Source organism: Pseudomonas sp. FSL R10-0399 (assembly GCF_009600165.1).
GTDB classification, from domain to species: domain Bacteria; phylum Pseudomonadota; class Gammaproteobacteria; order Pseudomonadales; family Pseudomonadaceae; genus Aquipseudomonas; species Aquipseudomonas helleri.
Genome location: NZ_WIWK01000053.1, coordinates 13,871 through 39,598, shown reverse-complemented (window position 1 = coordinate 39,598; position 25,728 = coordinate 13,871). Strand labels below are relative to the sequence as shown.

Below are 25,728 nucleotides of genomic sequence, written 5' to 3'. Positions count from 1 at the left end.
GTACCGGCAGCGTCCATGGCCGAGGCGCCGCCGCCCATCACCGCCACGCGCTTGCCGACAAACCAGTGGTCCTGCAAACCGTCAGCCGAGTGCGCCCAGTATTCACGGGGTAGCGCGTCAGCCACTGCTGGTACCCAAGGCCCGCCCAAACCATCGCGACCGGTGGCCAGCACCACGTGCCGGGCCGAAACGTTAAGGGCTTGCCCGTCGGCATCAATACTCAGTTCGACGCGACCGTCTGCCCTCGGTTGCACCCGTGTCACGCGGTGACGGTTACGCACATCCAGGCGCAGCACGCGCCGATACCAGCGCAAATACTCAGCCCATTGCAGGCGCGGAATCTTGTCCAGTTGCTCCCACGCGGCCAGGCCAAACTGGGCTTCGAACCAGGCGCGAAAGGTCAAGGCTGGCAAACCCAACGCAGGGCCGCTCAATTGCTTGGGCGAGCGCAGAGTCTGCATGCGCGCCGTGGTCGCCCACGGCCCTTCAAAGCCTTCTTCGGACTGGTCGAACACCACCGCCTTCACCCCCAGATGGCGCAACTCGGTTGCCAGCGCCAACCCGGCCATCCCTCCGCCAATCACGGCCACTTCAAGCAGCAACTGGCCTTCTTGATGACGAGGTTTGACCCACGGCTGAGCCGGTAAATCGAGCCACTGCAAATCCTCGCGCAGGCGCGCTTCGAGGGCTGGCAGGCCAATGGGAGCTGTGGTGTGGGGCATTGTCGGTATCTCTATTAAAGTCATGAACGCTTCGCAGGATCTGCCGCAGACTGCGGCAGATCCTGCGAAGAGCGGGCCAGGCGTTGGCCCCGGGTTTAAAAATCGATGTTCAGACGGCCGTAGTAAAACGCCCCGTAAGAGCCAAACGGTGAGATCGACGAGTAGTACGAGCCACCGGAGACATCAATGATCTGGTGCTTGTCCGGGTACACGTTGAACACGTTGTCGGCCCCCACAGACACGGTGATGTTGTCGGTCAGGGCGTAGTTCACGTCGACATCGGTGATCCACTTGGCGCTGAAGGTTTCGTCAATGCCGCTGGTACCGCTGCCCAGGCGCTTGACCTTGCCGTAACGGGTGCTGCGCAGGCCAATGTCCCAGTCGCTGACTTGCCAGTTCACGCCGACGATGTACTTGCTCTTGGGCACCAGGTCGGTCACACCGCCCAGCTCCGTGCGCTCAAAACGCGACAGGCCGAGGCTTTGCAACTGGTCGGGATTGGCCTTGAGGTCGGTAATGGTGGCTTTGTTCCAGTTCGCCCCCAGGTTCCAGCGCAAACGTCCGTAACGGTCCAGGTGCTGGGTGTAGTCGGCCACCAGATCCAGGCCCTTGGTGCGGGTGTCAAAGGCGTTGGCGTAGTACTGCACCTGCTGCACATGGGAAAAACCATTGGCCGCGAGGATCTTGTCGACTGCCGGGCCCGACAGCGGGCTGATCAGTGCAATACGGTCTTGCAGGTCAATCAGGTAGGCATCCAATGCGATGTTGAGGTTCTGCACCGGGCTCCAGGTCAGGCCCGCCGAGATGCTTTCAGACTTCACCGGATCCAGGTCTTCAGCGCCCAACGCCCGGCCAATCGCCGAGTTGGGTTGCACACGCTTGATCATGATGTCCTGGGTTTCATTGCCCACGGTGCGACGGCCCAAGCCGGTCTTGGCGTAGCCCTGTTGCACCATCGACGGCGCAACAAAACCGGTGCTGATGGCACCTCGTGCAGCCAGCTCCGGGGTAAAGGCATAACGGGTCGACAGCTTGCCGGTCCAGGTATTGCCCGAGCTGTCGGTGTAATGTTCAAAACGCCCCGCGGCGCCGACAAACCACTTGTCCGTCACATCCAGCCCCAGGTCGACATAAGCGGCCGAGTTGCTACGCCGCAAATTGACTTCGTCCTCGGGCAGCAGCAGGTAGTTGCCCAGCGCACCGATGGCCGACAACTGACCCGCCCGCGGGTGGCCTTGCGGATAACGGTAACCGCCGTTGGCATAGGAATCGGCGTCCCCGGACTCTGTGCGGTACTGCTCGAAACGGTATTCGAGGCCGGTGGCAAAATTCAGCGGGTTGCGTGTGCCTATGTCCAGCTTGCGGTTGAGGTCCAGGTTGGTCGTCCACTGGGTGAACGTGTTGGTCTGCAGGTCAAAGTGGCGCGGGCTGTCCGGCCCCAACGACGGGTTGAGGTTGTTTTTGGTGCTTTGCTTCTGTCGGTTCGAGCCGTATGAGGTGCTCAAGTCCCAGCCCCAGCCCGCCAAATCATCGCCACGGGCACCGAACACGCTTTGGTAGTCAAAGCTGTCAAAGGTGAAATCCGGGGCCACACCGTCCGGGTACAGCTCGTTGATGATGGTATTGCCGTTCGGCCGACGGTAAGCGATCGACACCAGCGCATCCTGCTGGCCGACCGTGCTGAAGGAGTACAGCGAGATCGAATCGTTAAGCGGCAACTCGGCGTTGTACGACACGTTGAGCTGCTCGATCTCCGGCAGGCCACCGCCATAGGTGCGCTTGTCGATGGTGTTTTCACGCGGGTCAGGCTGGCCGTTCACCGGGTAGTAAAAACTGCCGGTGGCCACCCCGGAACGCTTGGTGCTGTCCTGCTTTTTGGCATCCAGGGCGAAGTTGAAAAAACCGTCATTGGGCAGCGGCAAACCGATGTCGAAGGTCTGTTGGTAGGTCTCGCCGTTGGAGCCCACCCCGCTGTGATAATGCGAACGACGCCCGGCCATGGTGCTGGCGCTGCCGCCGCTGCTGTTGGACTTGAGGATGATATTGATCACCCCGGCGATGGCGTCCGAACCATATTGTGCTGCCGCACCGTCGCGCAGTACTTCAACACGGTCGATGGCGCTGATGGGGATCAGGTCCAGATCGGCCGGGTTCCAGCCTTCGGACAGCACCGAGTTTTCCGAGGCAACCGAACCACCATGGCGGCGTTTGCCATTGACCAGCACCAGTACATAGCCGCCACCCAGGCCGCGCAAACCGGCAGAGCGGGCCACGTTGCTGTAGGCGCCGCCGGTCACCTTGGCCACGTTGAACGAAGGCAGGGTTTGCGCCAGGGCATCGCGCAAACTGGTACTCGCACCTTGCTTGAGCAGTTCCTGGCCGCTGATCACATCGATCGGCACGGCACTTTCAGCCACCGTGCGCTGAGTACCACGGTTACCGACCGAAACCACGGTTTGCATGACCGGCTCCGTTTTAGCGTGAGCCTTGTTGTCATCTTCTTGTGCCGCTACCGGTCCACTGACCAGGCACAGGCCGGTCAGCGCGAGGGCTGCCGGTGTAAAAAGTGAAGCCGATGAAGCGCCGGATTGCATATGCAAACTCCCCGATAAATCGCCAAAAAAGTTAAAACACGTCTTGCGGCGATTTGCCGAGGTCGGCTGGATGCCCGCGAAGCTGAAGGTCTGTGTTGGCAGCCTTCAATTCATTTTCATGATTCATTAGCGCATTGAATGCGGTAAATGAATACTAAGGAGCAGCGGTTATTCCATCAACTGGCAAAAAAGGATATGGATATTACTTTTCAGAATAAAAATTGTAGGCGCGAGCTTGCCTCGCGATCTTTTAGAAGGTCAAAAGATCGCGAGGCAAGCTCGCTCCTACACGGGAAGGGTTTAACCGGCGTAGATGCTTTGCATCAACGCATCATGGCTGCTGGCCGGGTGCACGATCATGCCTGGCAGCAAGGCCTGGGATGAGGTCTTGAGGGTTTCGACCAACGCCTTGGCCACTTCCGATAACGGTGTGGCGTAGGCCGAGATCAAGCCAAAAAAGAACGGTACGTTGCTTTCAATCGGTCTCACCACCACCCCGTTCAATGGTACGCCAAAGGCCGTAAACGGGTCGGCCAGCGCCACGCCCAGCCCCACGCGGGCCATTTGCATGGCGGTCAGCGAGGTGTTGGTGTCAAGGATGTGCTGCGGCTCAACCCCGGCGGCTTCGAACGCGCGGTTGATGCGTCGGCGGAAGCGGAACGGGTTGGAGATGCTGATCAAGGTCTGTTGTGCCAGGGTTTGCATGCTCAACACCGGCTCTGCCGCCAGCGGCGAGTCGGCCGCCAGCACCGCCACGCAGGCGGCTTCGCCAATCCAGTGCAACTCAAGGCCGCGATGTTCCAGCGGCAAGCTGACCACTCCCAGATCCACGGTTTTGGCCAATACCGCCTGCACCGCTTCTTGCGCGCTGAGGCTCTGGATTTGCAGTTGTTGCGGCTGCAAACCCGGTGGCAACTGCGCCAGCGCAGGCGGCAACAGACCCGAGGCCAGGGCCGGGGTGGCCACCAGACGCAAACTGAGGTTTTCATCACGGGCAATGTTCAGTGCCCGCTGCTGTACGTGACGCACCCCTTGCAGGGCATTCTCGACCTCAGCCGAGAGCATGAACGCCTTTTGCGTCGGGGTGACTTTAGGCCCGCTGCGTTCAAACAAGGCAAACCCCAGTTCCTGCTCCAACTCCTGTATCAGCCGGGTCACGGTAGGCTGCGAGCGCCCGAGCATCTGCCCTGCCCCCGTGACACTGCCCGCCGACATGACCGCAGCAAACGCTTCCAACTGGCGTAGATCCACCGGGATCTCCTTTGACATGACCTGAGGCGATGCAGTGTACACAGCACCGCCGGTTCGGGGCAGGTCACTCAGCCCGCCAACAGCGCAACCAGGGCCGGTACGGTCAGCACCGCGGTGTAATACCCCATGAACTGCACGCCGATGTTGAAGCCCAGAAAGCGCGAGAGAAAACCGCCCAGTAGGCCAACGGTGACAATCACCAGCAAGCCAAGCAAACCGCCCTCCCAGATCCCGATCACCAGAATCAACCCGACAAACGTCGCGATTACCGCTTCGTGGCTGATTTTGCGCGACACGTACGACGCCGCGCGATACGCGTAGTTCATGGTGAAGGGATAGGCGATCAACAAGGCCACCACCACTGCCAACATGCCATAGCCGAGAAACTCCCAGGTGCTGAGCAACGAGTGCAGGTTGTGCACCTCGCCCGAGGCCGAGTCCACGCTAAAGCGCGGCGGCGCGTTGAACAACGGCGCTGCCGGGCCCGCCGCCACCGGGCTCAGTGGCAAGCCAAAGGCAATCAGCGGGATCAGCGCCTCGGCAATGTAGGTGGACTCGGTCACGCCATTGCGCGCGGTAATCACTGTGGTCAGGCGGTGGTAAACATGCTTGACCCGCGAGCCGACCAGTTCACCCATGATCACGGTCATGGCCACCGGGCTGAACACGAAGGTGGCACTGGAGATTACAGCGGTGATCCCGGTCCACAGGCTTTGTTTGCGGTCAAGAACCTTGAGCGGGTTGGGAAAGAAGCCACCGCCGCTTTTTACATCAGGCGACAGTGAAAACGTGCGCACTTCACTGCGGCGCATGTTCTCGCGCTCGGCCGGGGCCATCATCGCGAACAGGGCTGCAATCAACGGCCCGATGGCGATGCCCAGAAAGTAACTGACAGTGAGCTTGACTCCGTATTGGCCGGTGAGGGTTTGCAGGCCGAGAATGATCAGCACAAAAGGGATCAAGGCCAGTACCGCAGCCAGCCGCCCTTTCGAAAACCACGCAATGGCAATCGCCGCCGCCAGGAAAATCCACGGCGCCGAGCGCTTGATGGTGTCGCCAAACGGCGCCAGCATGACCGCAAACAGGACCGCCATGGGCACGGCGATCAGCGCAGCAATCACTGCCCCGGAAATCATCTTGCGCAAGGCAATGTGCGGCACCCCGAGGTTGCGCAAAAAGTTGGCCTCGCGCATTAACGGCGTGGCCATGGTGTCACCGGGAATCCCCAGCAGGGCCGTGGGCACGGCGTGGGTCATGTGCTTGGCCACCGCACCGGCCAGAAAGAACGTCAGCACTCCCGGCGCAGGCACGCCCAGCAGCACCACCAGCAAGGTCAACGGTGCCAGGGTGGTGGTTTCATCGCTGCCGGAAATCAGCCCGATGGCGGCAAAAATTACCGCCCCCAGAATGCCCATGCCCAGGGCAATCAGCACTTGATCGAACAATGAAACGATCATGAGCGGCCTCCATTGGCAGCCAGGCCATCGACCGCTGGCGCGGGGTCAGCCCCGATGTTGTGCAAGCCCTTCTCGTAGTCCACGAACAGCTCGTACAGGTCCATCTCCTTGAGCTCGGCGATGGTTTCGGGGGGCAGGTCAGCCAAACGCCCAAGGTCACCAAACTCGCTTTGCAAATCCTTCAAGATCTGACTGCGCCAGGCCGGGTCTGCCTCGTGCTCGACCACATGGCGCTTGGGTTTGAACAGGCTCGCACTGATTGCCCCGCCCACCAGGCAACCCACGATGCCCACCAGCATGGCGTAGGCCCGGGCCATCTGTGCGGAGGCCACCCACTCAAGCAAAAAGTGCTGTGCGGTAAAAAACGCGCTGAGGCTGACGATGGCGCCAATCACAATGGCGTACACCAGATGGCGCACATCAACCGTGTCACCCCAGACTTCATAGAGTTCAGGTTTCAAAGAATTCTCCCACTGCTTTTATTGTTATGGAGGTGAAGAGAGACAACTCATGACGTGTAGGAGCGAGCTTGCCTCGCGATCTTTTAGAAGGTCAAAAGATCGCGAGACGAGCTCCTACATGCCGCGTTTTTGCTTGAGCAGTGCCGCCGCATGATCCGCGCGCACGTCGTGGGCTTCGACCATCTGCTTGACCAACCAGTCGAGTTCTTCACCCTTGGCGCCCGCCGTCAGCGCAATGTTGCGCGCATGCAAGGCCATGTGCCCGCGCTGGATGCCTTCGGTCGACAACGCCCGCAGCGCACCGAGATTTTGTGCCAGCCCGACCGCGACGGCAATTTCCGCCAATTCCTGAGCACTCTCGACACGCAAAATGCGCAGCGACAATTGCGCCAAAGGGTGAGTTTTGGTCGCACCGCCCACCAGCCCGACCGGCATCGGCATTTCCAGGGTGCCCACCAGATTGCCCTGGCCGTCTTTCTCCCAGGTGGTCAGCGAGCCGTAATGGCCATTGCGACAGGCATAAGCATGTGCGCCCGCCTCCACCGCCCGCCAGTCATTGCCGGTGGCGACAATCAACGGGTCTATGCCGTTCATGATGCCCTTGTTGTGGGTGGCGGCGCGGTACGGGTCAATCACCGCGAAGTTGTAAGCGTCGAGAATGCCTTCGATCACCTCCTCACCCTTGAATGCTGGCGTGGTGAGGAGCTCGGGGGCGATGCGGATTTGCGCACGGGCCAGACGCAAGTCAGCCAGATTGGAAAGGATGCGCAGGCGCACCTTGGCCCCGGTGATTTCTTCGATCAGCGGCGCGACCGCCTCGGCCATGGTGTTGACCGTGTTGGCGCCCATGGCATCACGCACATCGACGATCAAATGCGCGACCAGCATCGGCCCACGCGGGCTTTGCGCAAAGGTGTGGACTTCAATGTCACGACAGCCGCCGCCCAGCGAGTTAAGGAGTTGGTCTTTGCGGTTAGCCAGCTCGATGATTTCGTCCTTGCGCCGCAACAGGCTCAAGCGCGCATTGAACGGGTCAGCGACATCAACGATCTGTACCTGCGCGCGCATCAAGGGCAGCGAGCTGGAGGTCTGGAACCCGCCTGCCTCCCGCGCCAGCTTGGCCATAAAGGAGGCCGCCGCTACCACCGAAGGTTCCTCGACCACCATGGGCACGATCACGTCGCGGCCATTGATCTGGAAGTTGCTTGCGACGGCATAGGGCAACTCGAAGGTGCCGATCACGTTCTCGATCATGCCGTCAGCCCGCTCCAGCGCCAGTGCACCCGGCTCACGTAACAGCGCGACGTCATCAGCGGGCAGGTCGAGCAGCGCTTGCAGGTGCTGCAAACGCTCGGCAGGCGCCAGGCTACGAAACTTGAGAAGGCGCGAATCAATACTCATGGTTCAATCCTGTGGTCATTATTGTTGTCTTTGAGCACCACCCTAAAGCGCCCTGTGCCCGCATGAAAGGTACAGTTCGCACAAACAGTACCCAAGCTGTACCCTCGCTAAAAAACAGCAGGATGGCCAACCATGGTGCGTCTGACACTCGCTCAGCAACTGACCGCGTCACTGGTCGAACAGATCGGCAATGGCACTTACCGGGTGGGCGACCGCCTGCCGTCGCTGCGTGAATGCATGCGCCTGTTCGGCCATTCGAAAAATACCGTGATCAATGCCTATGAGGCCCTGGCGTCCCAAGGGTTGGTCGAACCGCGCCATGGCCAGGGCTTTTTTGTCCGTCAGGGCAGCCCCAACCACAGCGAACCGGACGAACCGCAGCCCTATGCGCGGGCCATGGACACCATCTGGCTGATGCGCCAGCAGTTCGTCCGTGAACCGGGGCATTCGCCGCTCGGCGAAGGCTTCCCGCCGGTGGAATGGCTGATGGACATGCGCCTCGACAAGTTCACCCGCCAGATCATGCGCACTGAGGTCAACACGCTGTTTCGCTACGGCAACCGCCTGGGCAATGCCAGCCTGCGCCAGCATCTGGCGCAAAAACTGGCCAGTTATTCGATCACCGCCAGCCCCCGCCAGATCGTCACCACCCATGGAGCCAACCATGCGCTGGACCTGATCATCCGGCGTTTCATTGCCCACGGCGATACGGTGCTGGTTGAAGACCCCGGCTATTACCCGCTGTTTGGCAAGCTGCAACTGCAAGGCGCCCACATGCTCTGCGTACCGCGCCTGGCTGATGGCCCGGACATGCAGGTGCTGGAGCAACACCTGCGCAACCACAAGCCAAAACTGTTTTTTATCCAGTCGGTGGGCCACAACCCGACCGGCTCGGATATCTCGCCGGGCAAGGCTCATCGGCTGGTGCAACTCGCACAGCAGCACAACTTCATTCTGGTTGACGACGATGCCCTGGCCGACTTTAAACCGGCGTCTGCGATCAAGGTGTCTGCGCTCGATCAACTGCAGCGTTCACTGTACGTGGGCAGTTTTTCCAAATCGGTGTCTGCGGCGCTGCGGGTCGGCTTTATCGCCGGCAGCAAGGACGTGATTGATGAGCTGGGGGACTTGAAAATGCTCTTGCACACCAGTTCTTCTGAGCTGTGTGAACGAACCATGGACGTGATCCTCACCGAGGGGCATTTCCTGCGCCATTTGATTCGCCTGCAAGAACGTCTGCAAGCTGCAACCGCAGCCGGGCTCGCGATGCTCGATGAGATTGGCGCCGAGGTGTTTTGCCGCCCGCAACAAAGCTTGTACCTGTGGGCACGCTTTGCCCACATCGACGACGCCAAGGAACTGACCCGCCAATTGCAGCCCAAGGGCTTCATGATCGCGCCGGGGCACATCTTTTCTCCCGAGCAATCACGCACCAACCCCTGGACCCGACTCAACGTGGCGTATTTGAACGACCCGCTGCTTAAAGCGCTGTTCAAGGGCTGACGGACGGTATAACGACACAACCTGACAGATACGCGGCCAAGGGCGTGACTTTCCAGCAGCCCGCCCCTAGTATCGCCGGCGTTTTAAATCCCTTCCCTAACAATAAAGTATGGAAACTCGCATGCTCCCTTTCGCTCGCACCCTGCTCGCCCTGTCTTTGGGCATGACATTGCTGCAAACCCCGACCTTCGCCGCTCCGCCTTTGACGATGGCCAATGGCGTCGCACAGGTGAACACTCAAGACAGCAACGCCTGGGTTGAAATCAACAAAACCGCGTTTGAACACAATATTCAGGTCCTGAAAGACACCCTCGGCGACAAATCGAAAATCTGTGCGGTGCTCAAGGCCGATGCCTACGGACACGGCATTGGTTTGTTGATGCCTTCGATCATCGCCACCGGCGTACCTTGCGTCGGCGTTGCCAGCAACGAAGAAGCCCGCGTGGTCCGCGAGAGCGGTTACAAAGGCCAATTGATTCGCGTGCGCACCGCCGCCCTCAGCGAGCTGGAAGCGGCGCTGCCGTACAACATGGAAGAGTTGGTCGGCAACCTCGATTTCGCTAAGAAAGCCGCGCAAATTGCCGAAAAACACGGCCGTCCACTCGTCGTGCACCTGGGCTTGAACTCCAGCGGCATGAGCCGTAACGGCGCAGAAATGAGCACCGCTCAAGGCCGCAGCGATGCCGTAGCCATCACTAAAATACCGAATCTGGAAGTACGGGCGATCATGACCCACTTCGCCGTGGAAGACGCCGATGACGTGCGCGCGGGCCTGAAGGCCTTCAACGAACAGGCACAGTGGCTGATCAAAGAGGCCAAGCTGGATCGCAGCAAAATCACCCTGCATGCGGCCAACTCGTTTGCCACCCTGGAAGTGCCTGAGTCGCACCTGGACATGGTCCGCCCAGGCGGCGCGCTGTTCGGTGACACGGTGCCTTCGCACACCGATTACAAGCGCGTCATGCAGTTCAAGTCGCACGTGGCCTCGGTCAACAGCTACCCGAAAGGCAATACCGTCGGCTACGACCGCACCTACACCCTGGCGCGTGATTCGAAGCTGGCGAACATTACGGTTGGTTACTCCGACGGCTATCGTCGTGCGTTCACCAATAAAGGCATTGTGCTGATCAACGGCCACCGCGTGCCGGTGGTGGGCAAAGTGTCGATGAACACCTTGATGGTTGACGTGACCGATGCGCCGGACGTCAAAAGCGGCGATGAAGTGGTGCTGTTCGGCAAACAGGGCGACGCCGAGATCAGCCAGAGCGAAGTTGAAGACATCAACGGTGCATTGTTGGCTGACCTCTACACCGTATGGGGCAACTCCAATCCTAAAGTCTTGATCGAAGAGTAAGACCCCCCCGATCTGGGGCATGACACCTTGTAGGAGCGAGCTTGTCTCGCGATCTTTTAAACAATCAAAAGATCGCGAGGCAAGCTCGCTCCTACCGGGTTTGGGTGGTTATTTATCCGATTTGATGCTGGTCCAGGTGCGGGTCCGTACACGCTCCAGCTTTTGTGGCAGTGGTTGCACCACATACAGTGATTTCAACGCCTCTGGCGTCGGCGTCAGGTTCGGGTTGCCGGTGATGTCTTTATTGATCAGTGGCAGCGAGTCTTTGTTGGCGTTCGGGTAACCCAAAAAGTCACTGATCGACGCAATCACCTTGGGCTCCAGCAAGGTGTTCAGGAACTCATGCGCTTCTTCGACATTCTTGGCGCTTTTAGGGATAGCGAAGGTGTCAAACCAGATCGGTGCGCCCTCTTTTGGCAAACGCCAGTCCACTACCACCCCGTTCTTTGCTTCTTTGGCCCGGTTGCCAAACTGGTAAAAACTGCCCGAGTACCCAATGGCCACGCAGATGTCGCCGTTGGCGATATCGGTCATGTATTTGGCCGAGTTGAAGTAGGTGACATACGGGCGAATCTTCAGCATCAGATCTTTGGCTTTTTCATAGTCAGCCGGGTTCTGGCTGTTCGGGTCCAGGCCCAGGTAATGCAGGGCGAGCGGCAAGATCTCCGACGGCGAATCCAGCATCGCGACGCCACAGGATTTCAGTTTGGCCATGTTCTCGGGCTTGAACACCAGGTCCCAACTGTCCACCGGCGCGTCGTCGCCCAGGGCAGCCTTGACCTTGGCCGGGTTAAAACCGATCAACACTGTACCAACCATGTAGGGCACGGCGTACTGGTTGCCGGGGTCGTTGGTTTCCAGCAGCTTGAGCAATTGCGGGTCTTGGTGCTGCCAATTGGGCAGCTTGGATCTGTCGAGTTTCTGAAACACCCCGGCCTTGATCTGGGTGTCGAGGAACTGGTTGGACGGCACCACCAGGTCATAGCCCGAGTTGCCGGTCAGCAGCTTGGCTTCCAGCGATTCGTTGGTGTCGAAGGTGTCCCAGGTCACTTTGATCCCGGTGTCCTTGGCAAAGTCTTTGGGTACTGACGGCAAGATGTAGTCCGCCCAGTTGTACACCCGCAATTCGCGCTGATCGGCTTGCACCGCGCTGGCCAACAGTGACAACCCACATACCGTGGCGCCCAGTAAGCGTTTGATCGTGCTCATGAATGTATTCCCCATCTTTGGCGTGAGATCGATAGTTGTTATGTTTTGTACACGGCAGCAGCCCGCAAAAAGGGCAAGGGTCAGGAAGACAACTCTTATAAGTTGATTTGATTCTTGCCGACCGCTGGAGCGGTTCACAGGGGTAGGCAGGCCAAAAAGGGATCGTTGCGGCCATTGTTTGTGTCCGAATCTATGTCCGCCATCACCCTCTTGCATCGCCCAAGTGTTCATCCAGCAACTGTTGCAAATCAAACAGCAAATCTGCACTTAACCACTCAATCAACAGCGCCCGCCTTGCCCGCCTCCGGCCAACCCCCCGAATTACAGGGGTTTGCCTGTTGGTACGGAGATTGCTGACAGGGAGTACCTGTCCACAGTCTGCTGAACACTAGCCAAGGATTCGAACATGTCTAACGCGCTGCAAGTCGTCGTCGTTTCGGGTGGGGCGTACAGCCCTTCGCGCACTCTGGTGTTGGCCAAGGCCATTCTCGATGAACTGCAAACCCGGCTCACTATCGAAAGCCGCTTGATTGAGCTGGGCACTATTGCCCGGCAACTGGGCGGCGCCTTGTCACGCCAGGAACTGAGCCCTGAGGTCGATGCCGAGATCCAGGCGATTGAAAACGCTGACCTGCTGATCATCGCCACCCCGGTGTATCGCGGCTCCTACCCCGGCCTGCTCAAGCACCTGTTCGATCTGGTGGATATCAACGGCCTGACCGACACCCCGGTGTTGCTGGCCGCCACCGGTGGCAGTGATCGCCATGCGCTGGTGCTCGAACACCAGTTGCGTCCGCTGTTCAGCTTTTTCCAGGCGTTGACGCTGCCGATCGGCGTGTATGCCACCGAGTCTGATTTCGCCAATTACCAAATAATCAGCGAGCCCTTGAAGGCTCGTATCCGCCTTGCTGCAGAACGTGCCGCGCCGCTGTTTGGCGCCTCGGCCACACCCTTGCTGAAAATCGCTTAAGGACTTCTTCATGAATGTGTTTTGGTTCCTCCCCACCCACGGTGACGGCCACTTTCTGGGCACCACCAAAGGTGCTCGCCCGGTCACGCTCAACTACCTCAAACAAGTCGCCCAGGCGGCTGATGACCTGGGCTACTACGGCGTTTTGATCCCGACCGGACGCTCCTGCGAAGACTCGTGGGTCATCGCCTCGGCATTGGTACCGTTGACCGAGCGCCTGCGTTATCTGGTGGCGATTCGTCCGGGGATCATCTCGCCGACCGTGTCGGCGCGCATGGCGGCCACCCTGGACCGGCTGTCCGGCGGGCGCTTGTTAATTAACGTGGTGACCGGCGGCGACCCGGATGAAAACCGCGGTGATGGCAGCTTCCTCAGCCACAGCGAACGCTACGAAGTGTCGGATGAGTTTCTGAAAATCTGGCGCCGGGTGCTGCAAGGCGAGTCGGTCGACTTTGAAGGCAAGCACTTGCACGTGCAGAACGCCAAGGCGCTGTACCCGCCGGTACAAAAACCCTATCCGCCGCTGTATTTCGGCGGTTCGTCCGACGCTGCTCATGACTTGGCCGCCGAGCAGGTTGACGTGTACCTGACCTGGGGCGAACCGCCTGCAGCCGTGGCCGAGAAAATCGCCGATGTGCGTGAACGTGCGGCACGTTTGGGCCGCAACGTACGCTTCGGTATTCGTCTGCACGTGATTGTCCGTGAAACCGAGGAGCAAGCCTGGAAAGCCGCCGACACCCTGATCGAACACATCAGCGACGAAACCATAGCCGCCGCGCAAAAGTCCTTCTCGCGCTTTGATTCCGAAGGCCAGCGGCGCATGACTGCGCTGCACGACGGGCGCCGCGACAATCTGGAGATCTCACCCAACCTGTGGGCAGGCGTCGGCCTGGTTCGCGGCGGCGCCGGCACCGCGCTGGTGGGCAACCCGCAACAGGTGGCTGAACGCATCAAGGAATACGCCGACCTGGGCATCGAAAGCTTTATCTTCTCGGGCTACCCGCACCTGGAAGAAGCCTATCGCTTTGCCGAACTGGTGTTCCCGCTGCTGCCAGAACCTTACGCCAGCCTGGCGGGTCGCGGCATAACCAACCTGACCGGGCCCTTTGGCGAAATGATCGCCAATGATGTGCTGCCCGGGCAGGCCAAACGCTGATCGAGCCTGTATCTAGCCGGATAATATCCGGCTAGTTCAACCTCGAAGCACCTCGATTATTTTTAGGGCCATATTTAGAAATTACACTTGGCTTTGCCATGCCTATAGCGAGATGCGCCCAAGAATCCGCATTATTAAGAAATACCCAATGATTTGCTGCAGTTTCCGTACAACTTCCTGCGACAGGTGTCGGCATTTTAGCCATCACCTCCCTGTATTTTTCAACATTGCGTACCGCTTTACTATTTTCTCCTTTGCTGCCCACGTCACGACTTATAGCCATAGCTGTTTTAAGCGTATCAAACAATGCTTCATCACTATCCGGGTAACCAAAATTCTTTACCGGCATATAAAAGGCGTCATAAGTTCCCAGTTCAAGATGCGACTCCTCATGAATTAACTGCCTGGCCAGCGACGTTATATCACTGGTCTGGATAGTGGATTGTTTAATAAAAATTCGTCGCTCAGTGTCGACTTTAACCACAAAGGCATCAGTTTTGCTGTCTTCTTCATAGATCACTATCCGATCTTTACCCTTCTCGATCCGTGATAGTTGCATGCTTTTCAGTTTTTCGAAGCCCTCACGCAACTCTGTTTGAGTCCGACCACTCACAGCCGTGCCGCCCAGAAAAAACGACATCGCCGCATGAGCAACTTTGCTTCGCTGGGGACTGGATACACTTTCAATCGCTGAGCTCAGAATATCGACCGCCATCGTTTGCGCGTCACGAAGTTTTCCTGCCAACTCGCTCCCTGTTTCGCCGAGCGCTTCAAACTCTTGCAGCCCTCTTGCAACAAACGCAATTGAAGAGCGTTTTAATCGAACACCTTGTTCTATCGCATCGTTGACAGGTAATGAGATCGCCCCTGCAGAATCCATCCATGACAAAGGTGAATTGAGAACAAATCGAAATACATTCAAACCATCGACTTCGCCCATCGGGTCCGGATTAATCCAGCGCTGCAACCACGGTGCGTAATAACGGAACCCGTAGTAATACAACCCGGTTGCATCCCGTTCTTTACCCGAATAACGAATCACTTTGTAGCGGGCTTCCAGTGCACTTTTAGCCGCCCACCAGGCCGTCCCGCCGTAGGGGTAGTAACTTTCCTGGCTTAAGACTTCTCCGCTTTGATCCAGCTCCAGCGTGCTGCTGCCCAAGTGGTCGTTCACGCTGTAACGGTGTTGATGCTGGCCATTTTCCCGGTTCAACAAACGCACGGCATTACGCCCCGCTTGGGCAAGCACCACGTGCAATTGCTCGCCTGTCGTTCGGCTGCGAATCTCCAGCCCCGGCAAGTAGCGCACTTCGCTGATATGCTCGCCACCCCGGTTTTTGGCGCGGCGCACTTTACGCACGCGCTGGCCGCCGCCGTCATAGACGTAGGTTTCTGTGTCGTCGTCCTGGCCATCTGGATCTTCGCGCTGCACCTGCGTTACGAGCTGCAACTGATTGCGGCTGTCCCACTGCATGACCTGGCCCGGTGCCAGGGCCTGTTGATTGCCGTTGGCATCAAACGCCTTGGCAAAATCTATCTGCGAACCGTCCTTGAACAGGCTGCGGTTGCTGAGTGCGTCGACGACCATTTCGCGGGTATAGCTGTTGCCAGCCCCGGCAGCGTGCTTGAGCCGGGTCAGGTTGCCGCCGCTGTCGTAGCTGTAGGTCTGGCTGTAAGTGCGCCAACGGCTGTCATCTACCGGGCCGAAGATCTCCAGCCGCGGCAGGCTCGGGCCGATGGTTTGGCTGGCGTTTTCGCGACCGGTAGCGCTGATCAATTGATAGAGCGTGTCATAGGTGAAGGTACTGACTGCCTGAATTCGCTGTCTGGCAAACCATTGCACCGGCTGGGCAAGGTCTTCGATACGCGTGATGTTGCCTACCGGATCGTACTGGTAGTGCAGGTCCTGTAGCGTTTTACCGTCTGACCTTTTGGCCTTGAGGTTGGACAGCAGGCCGTCCCTCGCTGAGTAAAACGCCGTGGTCGTCACGTCGTTACCTGACTGCTCAATTTCTACCTGGCCAAAGGCGTTGTAGGTCGTGCTTTTGAGCAGGGCGACATCGTCCAGCCAGGACGCAAACGGCTGCCCGGCCACATCAAACACAAAACGTTGCACGTGCTCAAGTGCATCGATTTGCTCGATCACCGTGCCCAAAGCATCGTGACACCAGCGTGTGGTGTAAGCCGTGTCTTCAAGATCGGCTTCAGAGGCGGGCCAATGGGGCGAGCTCAACACGGTGCAGAATTGCCGCGTCTCGCTCAGCGGCTGCCCGGTGAGGGCAAATGCGTCATGCCACAGGCTGCCCGCCTGATCAACGTGGCGAAGCATCTGCCCGCAGCGGTTGTGGTGGGCGTCTTCTTCGTCGGCACCGGCGTAGGTAAAACGCTCCACGCACAGCGGCGGCTCGTGTTCGAACACATTCACTGGTCGCATCAGTTCATCGTAGGTAAAGCGCCGATGGGTGTCGCGCCCGTCCCAGCTATCACGCAACTGCCCGGCGGCGTCATGGCAGGCAAGCCGCCAGCCGGCATCCACGCTCGTGGTCAGCAGCACTTGGCCGCTAAGGCTGTAGCGCGTGGACTGGTTAGCAAGATCGCTCAGCTCAAATAAACGCGGGTCCCATTGCTGGTTCAACCGACCGATTGCGTCGTAGCGCTGAAGCGTGTTGCGTGCTTGTACCGTGTCCTGCGTTGCACTTCGGTGCCAAGACACCGTGCGCACGACAAGACCGCGAGGGTCGCTCACAGTCAAAGTCGGGGTATTTTGGTGCAGGGACATGCTCAATAGAGCCTCAAAATATGAGGTTGGTGTTCAATCTGGTGACAGTAGCCCTCTGTAAATACTTTAAACAACTGTCAGAAATGACAGGTCACAGAAGTAGGAAAATTCCGTAGTTTGCTCAGAAGTCATCAACACGAGCAGGATGCGGAAATGGCCACACATTCACTTCTCATGACACTTGTGCCCACCGCCAAACTTCCCGAAAAGGCCCTCGCACCTGGTCGACAGGACCTCATGGGCGCGCTCCCGGCTGCTGCACTCCCTGCCCAATCAGATAAAGCCGCCAAAAAACTGCCCCACCGGAGTGTTTGATCATGGCCGAAGACTCGCTGAGTGTTTCTACCCCGGTACTGCCCAAAGGCGGCGGCGCGATTCAAAGTATCGGTAAAGGTTGGGGCGCGGTTGGCAGCTCAGGGGCTGCCAGCAGCGGGCTGCCTTTACCTGTGTCGGCGGGACGTGGTTATGGGCCTTCTCTGAGTTTGAGCTACAGCAGTGCAGCGGGGAACGGGCTTTTTGGCCTGGGTTGGGCGCTCAACTTGGGGGTTGTTGCCCGACGCAGCAACAAGGGTGTACCCACTTACACCGACGAGGATGTGATTGTCGGCCCCAGCGGTGATGTGTGGCTGGCTGAGCGAGATCAACAGGGCGAGCGTTTCGCGACGCGTGTTACCCAACAAGGCATTGCATACGATGTAACCCGTCACTTTGCCCGTGCCGAAGGCGCTTTCGATCGCATTGAGCACTGGCGGCCAGCACCGGCCAAACCGACAGATCCGCCAGATCCTGGTTTTTGGCGGGTATACAGCGCCGATGGCAGCCAGTCTGTATTTGGCTTACGCCCCGGCTCTCGCAGTACGGACCCGCACAACCCGCTGCGGGTCGGCGAATGGTTGCTGGAAGAAACCATGAACGCCCATGGTGAGCACGTGCTTTACGAGTACAAGCCTGAAGACGAGGTGGGGCTGGACCCCGAGCACCCTCGCGACTTCATCGCCCAGTGCTATCTGAACCGTGTGCGTTACGGCAATTTCGAGGCGCATGACGCGCTTTACTTATGGGATGAACAAGCGCTTGAAAGTGCTCAGTGGCATTTCGACCTGCTGTTTGACTATGGCGAGCGCACAGTCGAGCTGACTGAAAAACCCACCTATGAAGAAGAAACCGTATGGCCGGTGCGCAGCGATCCGCACTCAAGTTTTGCCTACGGCTTTGAACTGGGCAATCTGCGTCTGTGCCGTCAAGTATTGATGTTTCATCACTTCCCCGACGAATTGGGTGAGGCGCCGTTGCTGGTGCAGCGCCTGCTGCTGAACTATGAAACCAGCCCACTGAGTTACAACTGCCTGGTGGCAGCCCATCTCATCGCCTATGGTGATGATGGAGCAGCAGAGTTTCGCCCTCCTGTTGAGTTCACCTACTCAGCGTTTAAGCTGCAGGATCAGCACTTTACCGAGTTTGAGTCCATGCCCGGCCTCAATGATGGCCAGCAGTATCAACTGCTGGACCTTTATGGCGAAGGCATGCCCGGCCTGTTGTATCGAAGTGATGATAATTGGCTGTATCGCGAACCGATGCGCGCCGACTCAGCCAATCCCGATCAAATCGAATATGGTCCTTGGCAGCCGTTACCCGCACATCCGGTAGCTGACTCCAGCAAGCCGGTGCAGCAGTCACTGACCGATTTGACCGGCGACGGAAGACTGGACTGGATCGTGGCCCAACCTGGATTAAGCGGTTTTTTTACCCTTAACCCGGATCGCACCTGGTCGCGCTTTGCAACGTTCGCGGCGTTCCCTCAGGAGTTCTTCCACCCGCAAGGGCAAATGGCCGATTTGATCGGTGCCGGACTCTCCGATCTGGCACTGATCGGCACGCGCAGCGTGCGTCTGTATGCCAATCGCCGCGAAGCAGGTTTTAGCGCTGCACTGGACGTGCCCCACCCGCTGCCAGACGACCATCTGCCCTTGCTCAGTGACAGCCGAACCGAAGTCGTAGCATTCAGCGACCTGCTGGGCAGCGGCCAACAGCACTTGATACGTATTCGCCACAATGAGGTGCGCTGCTGGCCGAATCTGGGTCGGGGTAACTTTGGCAAAGGCTTCTTGCTGCCTTGCCCGCAGTTTGCGCAGTACGCAGACTTTGACGCATCCCGTGTATTACTGGCCGATCTGGATGGCAGCGGTGCGGCCGATATTCTGTACCTGAACTCGCAAACGATCGATATCTATATGAACCAATGCGGTAACGCTTTTGCTGCCAGGCAAAGCGTACCCTGGCCCGAAGGCGTGCGTTACGACAATACCTGCCAACTCAGTACCGCAGACCTGCAAGGGCTGGGTTGTTCGAGCCTGATTTTTACATCACCGCACATGTCACCACGCCATTGGCGTTGCGACTTTGTGCAGGCCAAGCCGTACATGCTTGTTGAAACCAATAACAACATGGGGGCAACAGGCACTGTCAGATATCGCAGTTCGGCCCAGGAGTGGCTGGACGAAAAACAATCACTGCTTGCCGATCAAAAGCCTGCCGTTTGCTACCTGCCGTTTCCCATGCATGTGGTGGCTCAGCAAACTCAACTCGACGAAATTACCGGCAATCGCCTGACTCAACACTTCCAGTATCGTCAGGGCTTCTACGACGGTCTGGAGCGAGAAGTCCGCGGTTTTGGTCTGCTGATCCAGACTGATACCGAAGCCGCCGACAACGAAGACATACCGGTGGGCTATACCGCCCCGACACTGACCAAAACCTGGTTCCACACCGGCCGCTACCCCGAGCTTGCGCCAGACGGTTATGACCTGCGGGACACCAAGGCTCAACCCTTAGGCCCTACCCTGCTGAGCCGTTACAAGGCTGAAAGCCTCGGTGGGGGTGAAACTCGGCACCATGACAACCTTATTGTCGCGCCTACGCAGGCCCAATTGCGCGAAGTGGCACGAACCCTGAGCGGCTCCCCCCTTCGCGTAGAAGTCTTTCGTCTGGAAGATGCCGACGGTCATAACGTGCTGTATTCGGTGCAACACAATCGATACCTGGTCCGTGAGCTAATGGCCCAGGACCTTGAACACCGTCAGCCCTACGCGGCAATGCTGGTGTTGCCGCTGGAATCCATCAGCTACCAGTACGACAGCGCTACCAACCAAAACGAAGATTTTGATCCGCTCTGCAAGCACAGCGTAGGACTGAGTTGGGATGCCTATGGCAGTTCGACTCACGCCGTTGTAGTCGATTATGCACGGCGCAAAACGTCTGCCAGCGTGCCTCCGTTCGTAGACGAGCATCAACAACGGTGGTGGCAGGCAGCCCACGATGAGGCCCAGCAGTCTTATTACTTGAGCGAAAGCCGGGCCCAGGCGATCAACCTGACGACCCGTAAAGCCTGGCGTCTTGGCTTGCCCTACCGGTCGCGCACTAATGCCCTGGTGCTACCCGCAAGCGAACTCTCCCCCGAAACGCTGGGTTACGAAACGCTATTGGATACCCTTGCAGGGCCGCTCAGACCACGACAAGAGCGCGTGCTGACAGGGCAAGCCGTCCAGCATTACAAAGGTGGTCAAGCAACATTGGCGGCGCTGGCCGACTTCACTGAAACGGCGGAGCTGGATGAAACCGCGCTGGCCGCCTATGACCGTGTATTTACCAAGCGTACTGATCTTTATCAGCGCCTCGAAGAGCTGGGTTATGTACGCATGGAGGTTTTTTTACCCAACGATGGAGAGGCGCTGTGGGCCGTCAGACGCGGATTCGCGAGCTACGGCACGGCGGCCCAGTTTTACAACATCCTGCAATTTCGGCCCACCCTCAGTCATGGTCTGACAACCGTCACCTATGACCCGTACTTCCTGGCGCCGCTCAGTGTCACCACCCCGGATGGCTGTAGCACCGTGGCTACCTATGACTACCGAACCCTGCAAGCGTGGCGCATCGTCGACCCTAACCAAAATACTCAAGAGGCCATTTTTGACGCCTTCGGACAATTGCGGGCGAGCAGCTTCTACGGGACCGAACGCGGGGAAGCGATCGGATTTGATCCGATCAGCAGTTTTGAAACGAGCATCAAAGATCCGGGTACGGCCATCGAAAGCCCTGAAGACGCGATTAAAAACGCCGCATCGGTGAGTGTCTACGACGCGTTTAGCTGGATGGGCCGTGTGCCAGCCACCTTGCGCAATGACAAGGCCTGGATGCGCGAGCATGTGGCATCAGGTGACGTCATACCCTCCGGGCATCTGTGTGCCAAGGCTCGGGCCCGCGCCATGACCCACCCGGAGTTGGCGCTCCTGGCTCAGGCGGTCCGGCGCGAGCCGGTACACAGCGCCGTGCTGGTGGCAGATCGTTACCCTGGAGATGCCGCTCAACAAATCCGCATCAGCCTGGCGAGCTTCGACGGTTTTGGCCGCCCCCTGCAAAGCAAACAGAAAGTCGAGAATGGCTATGCCTATGCGGTCGACGATGAAGGCAACCTGATCATCGACAACGGTAAACCGGTCCAGGTACAGGACGTACCGCGATGGCGGGTCAGTGAGCGAGTGGAATACAACAACAAAGGCCTGGCGATTCGTACGTATCAGCCTTACTTCGCGGATAAACATCGCTATATCAACGATGAGTCCTTTCGTGAGTTCGGTTACAGCGATCAACAGTTCTACGACTCTCTCGGGCGGCCGACTGACACCTTTACTGCCAGAGGCGGATGGCGCCGCCAAACTTACCTGACGTGGTACACCATCAGCGAAGATGAAAATGACCTGGACCAAGAGGTGCCGCCAGCACCATTGAAGGCGACATTACTGGCACAGTTGCGAAGCCTTCGTGAATGACGACACTCAAGATCGGTTTGCATCAGTACACACCCAGCCTCTTGGTCACAGACCCACGTGGTTTGGTTGTGCGCAGCATTGCTTATCATCGACAGGAAGTTGAGGAGCCCATCGCTGAGCGGGTCCAGCGTCAGGTATTCAATGCCAAGGGGCACCTGTGCCAGCAATGGGACCCGCGCTTATTTGAACTGAGCGATCTTGCAAACCAGTCCATGCGCTACAGCCTCAGCGGCCAAGTGCTGCTGACCACGAGCGTGGATGCCGGCTGGCGGCTTGCCTGCCATGACGCCGCCGGGCAGTTGCGTGATAGCTGGGACGGGCGCGGCACCCATCGACGCTTTACCTACGATGAACTGATGCGACCAGTGAATGTGTTCGAACACGAACCGCCGCTGTGCGTGGAGCGTTTTACCTACGCAGGTGCCGACGAAGAGGCCGCTCACCACAACCGCTGCGGGCAACTGCATCGCCACGATGATCAGGCGGGCAGTCTGTGGCATGACGCATTTGCCCTCACCGGGCAGCCGCTGAGCGAGGCGCGGCAATTCTGCACCGCACTGACGCCGCCCCAGTGGCCTGCGTCTGAAGCCGATCTTGAAGACACGGCTTACACTACGCGCTGGCGACACGATGCGCTGGGCGCTGTTATCGAGCAGACCGACGCCCTTGAGCACGTGCAGCGTTTTGAATTTGATGTAGCCGGGCAAGCTTTTGCGTCCTGGCTGGACGACGTTGCCCTGCTCAAAAGCACGACCTACAGCGCTTTGGGCCGAGTAGAAATTGAGCAGGCAGGCAACGACGTGACGACCACGGCGTTTTACTCGGCGCGGGACGGCCTGCTGTCCAACCTCAAGGCCAAAAGGTCAGACGGCAAGATGCTACAGGACCTGCACTACCAGTACGATCCGGTAGGCAACATCACCCGCATCGAAGACCTTGCGCAGCCGGTGCAATGGTTTGCCGGGCAGCGTATTCAGGCAGTCAGTACGTACACCTACGACACGCTCTATCAATTGATCAGCGCCACCGGTCGCGAAAACGCCAGCCAAACCATCGGCCCTGGCTTGCCGGGGCTGGAGATCTTCGGCTCGGTAGATGACAGCCGTTGGCGCACTTACAGCCAGACCTACAGCTACGACAGTGGCGGCAACCTGACCCGGCTCAAGCACGCTGCCGGAGCTGGCAACAGCTACACCCGCGAAATGGTCGTCAACGCACGCAGTAACCGCAGCCTGTTCAAGGACGGTTCGCCGTTAGATTTTGCCAAGGCGTTTGATGCCAACGGCAATCAACAGGCTCTGGCACCGGGCCAACTTATGCAGTGGGACAGCCGCAATCAGTTGCAGCTCGTAACCCAAGTGCAGCGCGAAGATCCCGATGGTCAGGACGACGATACAGAAACCTACGTCTATGACGGCGGTGGGCAGCGCGTGCGCAAAGTACGCCGAGCCAAAACCCGGGGTGGTGAACAGATCAGCGAAGTGCGCTACTTGCCGGGGCTGGAGATCCGCAGCCGAACGACAGGCGAGCAATTGCACGTGGTGCTTGCCCAAGCGGGGCGTAATGCCGTGCGTTTGTTGAACCGTGAAAATGGCCAGCATCAACACCGTTACAGCGTGAATGACCACTTGGGCAGCAGCACGCTGGAGCTGGATCAAAACGGCGAATTGCTGAGTCAGGAAAGTTACTACCCCTACGGCGGGACGGCCTGGTGGGCGGCCAAAAGTGCACTGGAAGCCCGCTACAAAGTGATTCGTTTTTCGGGTAAAGAACGGGATGCAACCGGGTTGTATTACTACGGGTTTAGATATTACGCGCCGTGGTTGCAGCGCTGGATTAATCCGGATCCGGCGGGGGATGTGGATGGATTGAACCACTATCGGTTTGTAGCAAACTCCCCAATACGTCTGACCGATAATGATGGACGAAACTTTGAAGACGCCATTGTCAAAACGCCTTATAGAAGAAAAGAATCTTCAGGACGCTTTTTAATTAGAACTTTGGGAGCACTCAACACTTCTCTGGCAGCAGAAGTTGCTTTTTCTGACGAGATCAACTTAACCGAAGTTCACCCTTTGGACATGTCGGAGTATGTTAATCGCTTTGATGCATTAAGCATGGATGAAAAAGCGGCCATTCGGGGATGGAGCAGTATTGGCGACGCATTTGAATACCATGATTTCATGGATAGCGATGATTACCCGGACGCTATAAGCTACGAACTCAATCAACATCTTGCCGAAAACAAGCCTCTGGATAATAAATTCCGAAAAGCCTATGTAAACTTACAGTCGAGCATTAGCAAACTCACCATTGACAAAGCGGTTCTACTGCGCACGGATGAATACGCACATAGCGATGATATACCGTGGGGCAAGACTATCAACAAAGGTGACATTGTCTCTAATCAAGCATTGTTGATGGCGGTTTCGGAAAGTAATTCCTATGCTCAAACCTTGACGGACAGCCCAGAAAAAGAAACGACTACAACACTTGCGCATTATTTGATTAAAAACGCAGAGGCTGCCCCTCTTGTCTATGGAATAGCGTCTCCTGTACTTGAAGAGTATGAGCGACTAATAGCACCACACACCTATTTTGAGGTGGAAGATATAGCCTACGCAGAAAAAATCGACACACAGGGAAACGTAAATAACTCATTTATGAAAAGAATCGGCGTTGTGCTAAAACAACTAAAAAATTATAGCGGCCCGGCCAAAAACATACATACAGGTCGATAGCTTGACGTTTGTTCGATAAGTCATTCGTCTTGTCTATGCACAGGATTGATTAAGGTGTTGACCTGATCGAAAGCCAGAGCGAACCTAAGCCTCGCCAAACAAGGCCGAAAACCGCGGGCAACCGGGGCGCATACCGCCTCATCCCACGCCTGCGACACTGCGTGAACACTTGAGATTGAAGCGCCCGGCCAACCGGGATGCAGGGTCTCTACCTTCTCAACACGAGACTTTTCGATGACTTATACCGCAGCCGAAAACCGCTATGAATCCATTCCTTATCGCCGCGTAGGCCGCAGCGGGCTGGTGCTGCCAGCCCTGTCCCTGGGGCTGTGGCACAACTTTGGCGACAGCACGCCCATCGACACCCAGCGCGCCTTGCTGCGCACCGCTTTCGACTTGGGCATCAACCACTTTGACCTCGCCAACAACTATGGCCCGCCGTATGGCAGTGCCGAGATCAATTTTGGCCGTTTGCTGCGCGAAGACTTCAAGCACTACCGCGACGAGCTGATCATCTCCAGCAAAGCCGGTTGGGACATGTGGCCCGGCCCTTACGGCCAGGGCGGCGGCTCACGCAAGTATGTGCTCGCCAGCCTTGACCAGAGCCTGCAGCGCCTGGGCCTGGACTACGTCGATATTTTCTACTCGCACCGCTTCGATCCGGACACCCCGCTGGAAGAAACCGCCAGCGCTCTGGCCACAGCCGTACAACAAGGCAAGGCGCTGTACATCGGGATTTCGTCGTACTCCGGGGTCAAAACCCGTGAAATCGCGGCGCTGCTCAAAGAGTGGAAAGTACCGCTGCTGATCCACCAACCGGCGTACAACCTGTTGAATCGCTGGGTGGAAAAAGACCTGCTGGACACCACAGAGGAACTCGGCACCGGGGTGATTGCCTTCACCCCGCTGGCGCAGGGTTTACTGACGGACAAATACCTCAATGGCATTCCGGCTGATGCGCGGGTCAATCGCCCGGGTGGTGGTTCGTTGCAGAGCAAGCACTTGTCGGAAAGCAACATTGCCCATGTACGCGCGCTCAACGAGATCGCCAAACGCCGCGGTCAGAGCCTGGCCCAACTGGCACTGGCCTGGACCCTGCGTGACCCGCGCGTGACCTCGGCACTGATTGGCGCGAGCCGCCCCGAGCAAATTGTCGAAAACGTCGGTGCGTTGCAGAACCTGGCGTTCAGCGCAGAAGAACTGGCCGAAATCGACCGCTTTGCCCAGGAAGGCGGGATCAACCTATGGGAAAAACCGTCAACAGCTGAATAACCCAGCCTCACCTGTAGGAGCGAGCTTGCCTC

15 protein-coding genes are annotated in these 25,728 nt (G+C 58.1%); 7 read left to right on the top strand and 8 right to left on the bottom strand.

Going from position 1 to position 25,728, the window contains the following annotated elements; all coding sequences use genetic code 11:
* From GHO41_RS16095 to GHO41_RS16070, 6 genes are all read right to left on the bottom strand, one after another.
* On the bottom strand, positions 1–722 hold a 722-nt coding region (locus GHO41_RS16095; RefSeq protein ID WP_153434115.1), incomplete at its 3' end, for an FAD-dependent oxidoreductase.
* Positions 723–817: 95 nt separating this feature from the next.
* Complete coding sequence (locus GHO41_RS16090; protein ID WP_153434114.1) at positions 818–3,316, bottom strand: TonB-dependent siderophore receptor; 2,499 nt, start codon at positions 3,314–3,316, stop codon at positions 818–820.
* Between the two features lie 300 nt (positions 3,317–3,616).
* On the bottom strand, positions 3,617–4,567 hold the full coding sequence (locus tag GHO41_RS16085) for a LysR family transcriptional regulator (protein ID WP_048389469.1): 951 nt from the start codon (positions 4,565–4,567) through the stop codon (positions 3,617–3,619).
* Between the two features lie 68 nt (positions 4,568–4,635).
* Positions 4,636–6,024: a tripartite tricarboxylate transporter permease gene (locus tag GHO41_RS16080; RefSeq protein ID WP_048372638.1), complete on the bottom strand. Its 1,389-nt coding sequence runs from the start codon at positions 6,022–6,024 to the stop codon at positions 4,636–4,638.
* Positions 6,021–6,485 carry a hypothetical protein gene (locus GHO41_RS16075; protein ID WP_153434113.1) on the bottom strand — a complete coding sequence of 155 codons (465 nt, stop codon included), beginning with the start codon at positions 6,483–6,485 and terminating at the stop codon, positions 6,021–6,023. Before GHO41_RS16075 ends, GHO41_RS16080 begins: the two co-directional genes overlap by 4 nt.
* A 114-nt stretch (positions 6,486–6,599) precedes the next feature.
* A complete protein-coding gene (locus tag GHO41_RS16070) occupies positions 6,600–7,886 on the bottom strand; it encodes a hydroxymethylglutaryl-CoA reductase, degradative (RefSeq protein ID WP_153434112.1) in 1,287 nt (428 codons plus the stop codon).
* A gap of 132 nt (positions 7,887–8,018) precedes the next feature.
* Between GHO41_RS16070 and GHO41_RS16065 the strand changes: the two genes are divergently transcribed.
* Positions 8,019–9,389 (top strand): PLP-dependent aminotransferase family protein, encoded by a 1,371-nt coding sequence (locus tag GHO41_RS16065; RefSeq protein WP_153434111.1) that lies wholly within the window; start codon positions 8,019–8,021, stop codon positions 9,387–9,389.
* 121 nt (positions 9,390–9,510) lie between these two features.
* Positions 9,511–10,743, top strand: a complete 1,233-nt coding sequence (gene alr / locus GHO41_RS16060) for an alanine racemase (protein ID WP_153434110.1) — start codon at positions 9,511–9,513, stop codon at positions 10,741–10,743.
* Positions 10,744–10,851: 108 nt separating this feature from the next.
* On the opposite strand, the gene GHO41_RS16055 is transcribed toward alr, so the two are convergent.
* Positions 10,852–11,952, bottom strand: a complete 1,101-nt coding sequence (locus GHO41_RS16055; protein ID WP_153434109.1) for a polyamine ABC transporter substrate-binding protein — start codon at positions 11,950–11,952, stop codon at positions 10,852–10,854.
* A gap of 406 nt (positions 11,953–12,358) precedes the next feature.
* Between GHO41_RS16055 and msuE the strand changes: the two genes are divergently transcribed.
* Both msuE and ssuD read left to right on the top strand, forming a co-directional pair.
* Positions 12,359–12,922, top strand: coding sequence for an FMN reductase (gene msuE, locus GHO41_RS16050; protein ID WP_153434108.1), 564 nt, complete (start codon positions 12,359–12,361; stop codon positions 12,920–12,922).
* Between the two features lie 10 nt (positions 12,923–12,932).
* Positions 12,933–14,078, top strand: coding sequence for an FMNH2-dependent alkanesulfonate monooxygenase (gene ssuD / locus GHO41_RS16045; RefSeq protein ID WP_153434107.1), 1,146 nt, complete (start codon positions 12,933–12,935; stop codon positions 14,076–14,078).
* A 31-nt stretch (positions 14,079–14,109) separates the two neighbouring features.
* On the opposite strand, the gene GHO41_RS16040 is transcribed toward ssuD, so the two are convergent.
* Complete coding sequence (locus GHO41_RS16040; protein ID WP_178126527.1) at positions 14,110–16,569, bottom strand: RHS repeat-associated core domain-containing protein; 2,460 nt, start codon at positions 16,567–16,569, stop codon at positions 14,110–14,112.
* A gap of 605 nt (positions 16,570–17,174) precedes the next feature.
* On the opposite strand from GHO41_RS16040, the gene GHO41_RS16035 reads away from it, so the two are divergent.
* The 3 genes from GHO41_RS16035 (at position 17,175) to mgrA (ending at position 25,696) form a co-directional block, all read left to right on the top strand.
* Positions 17,175–21,683: a SpvB/TcaC N-terminal domain-containing protein gene (locus tag GHO41_RS16035; protein WP_153434105.1), complete on the top strand. Its 4,509-nt coding sequence runs from the start codon at positions 17,175–17,177 to the stop codon at positions 21,681–21,683.
* Between the two features lie 68 nt (positions 21,684–21,751).
* Complete coding sequence (locus GHO41_RS30570) at positions 21,752–24,424, top strand: RHS repeat protein (protein ID WP_178126526.1); 2,673 nt, start codon at positions 21,752–21,754, stop codon at positions 24,422–24,424.
* 234 nt (positions 24,425–24,658) lie between these two features.
* Positions 24,659–25,696: an L-glyceraldehyde 3-phosphate reductase gene (mgrA, locus tag GHO41_RS16025; protein WP_048369108.1), complete on the top strand. Its 1,038-nt coding sequence runs from the start codon at positions 24,659–24,661 to the stop codon at positions 25,694–25,696.
* The last annotated feature ends 32 nt before the right edge of the window (positions 25,697–25,728 follow it).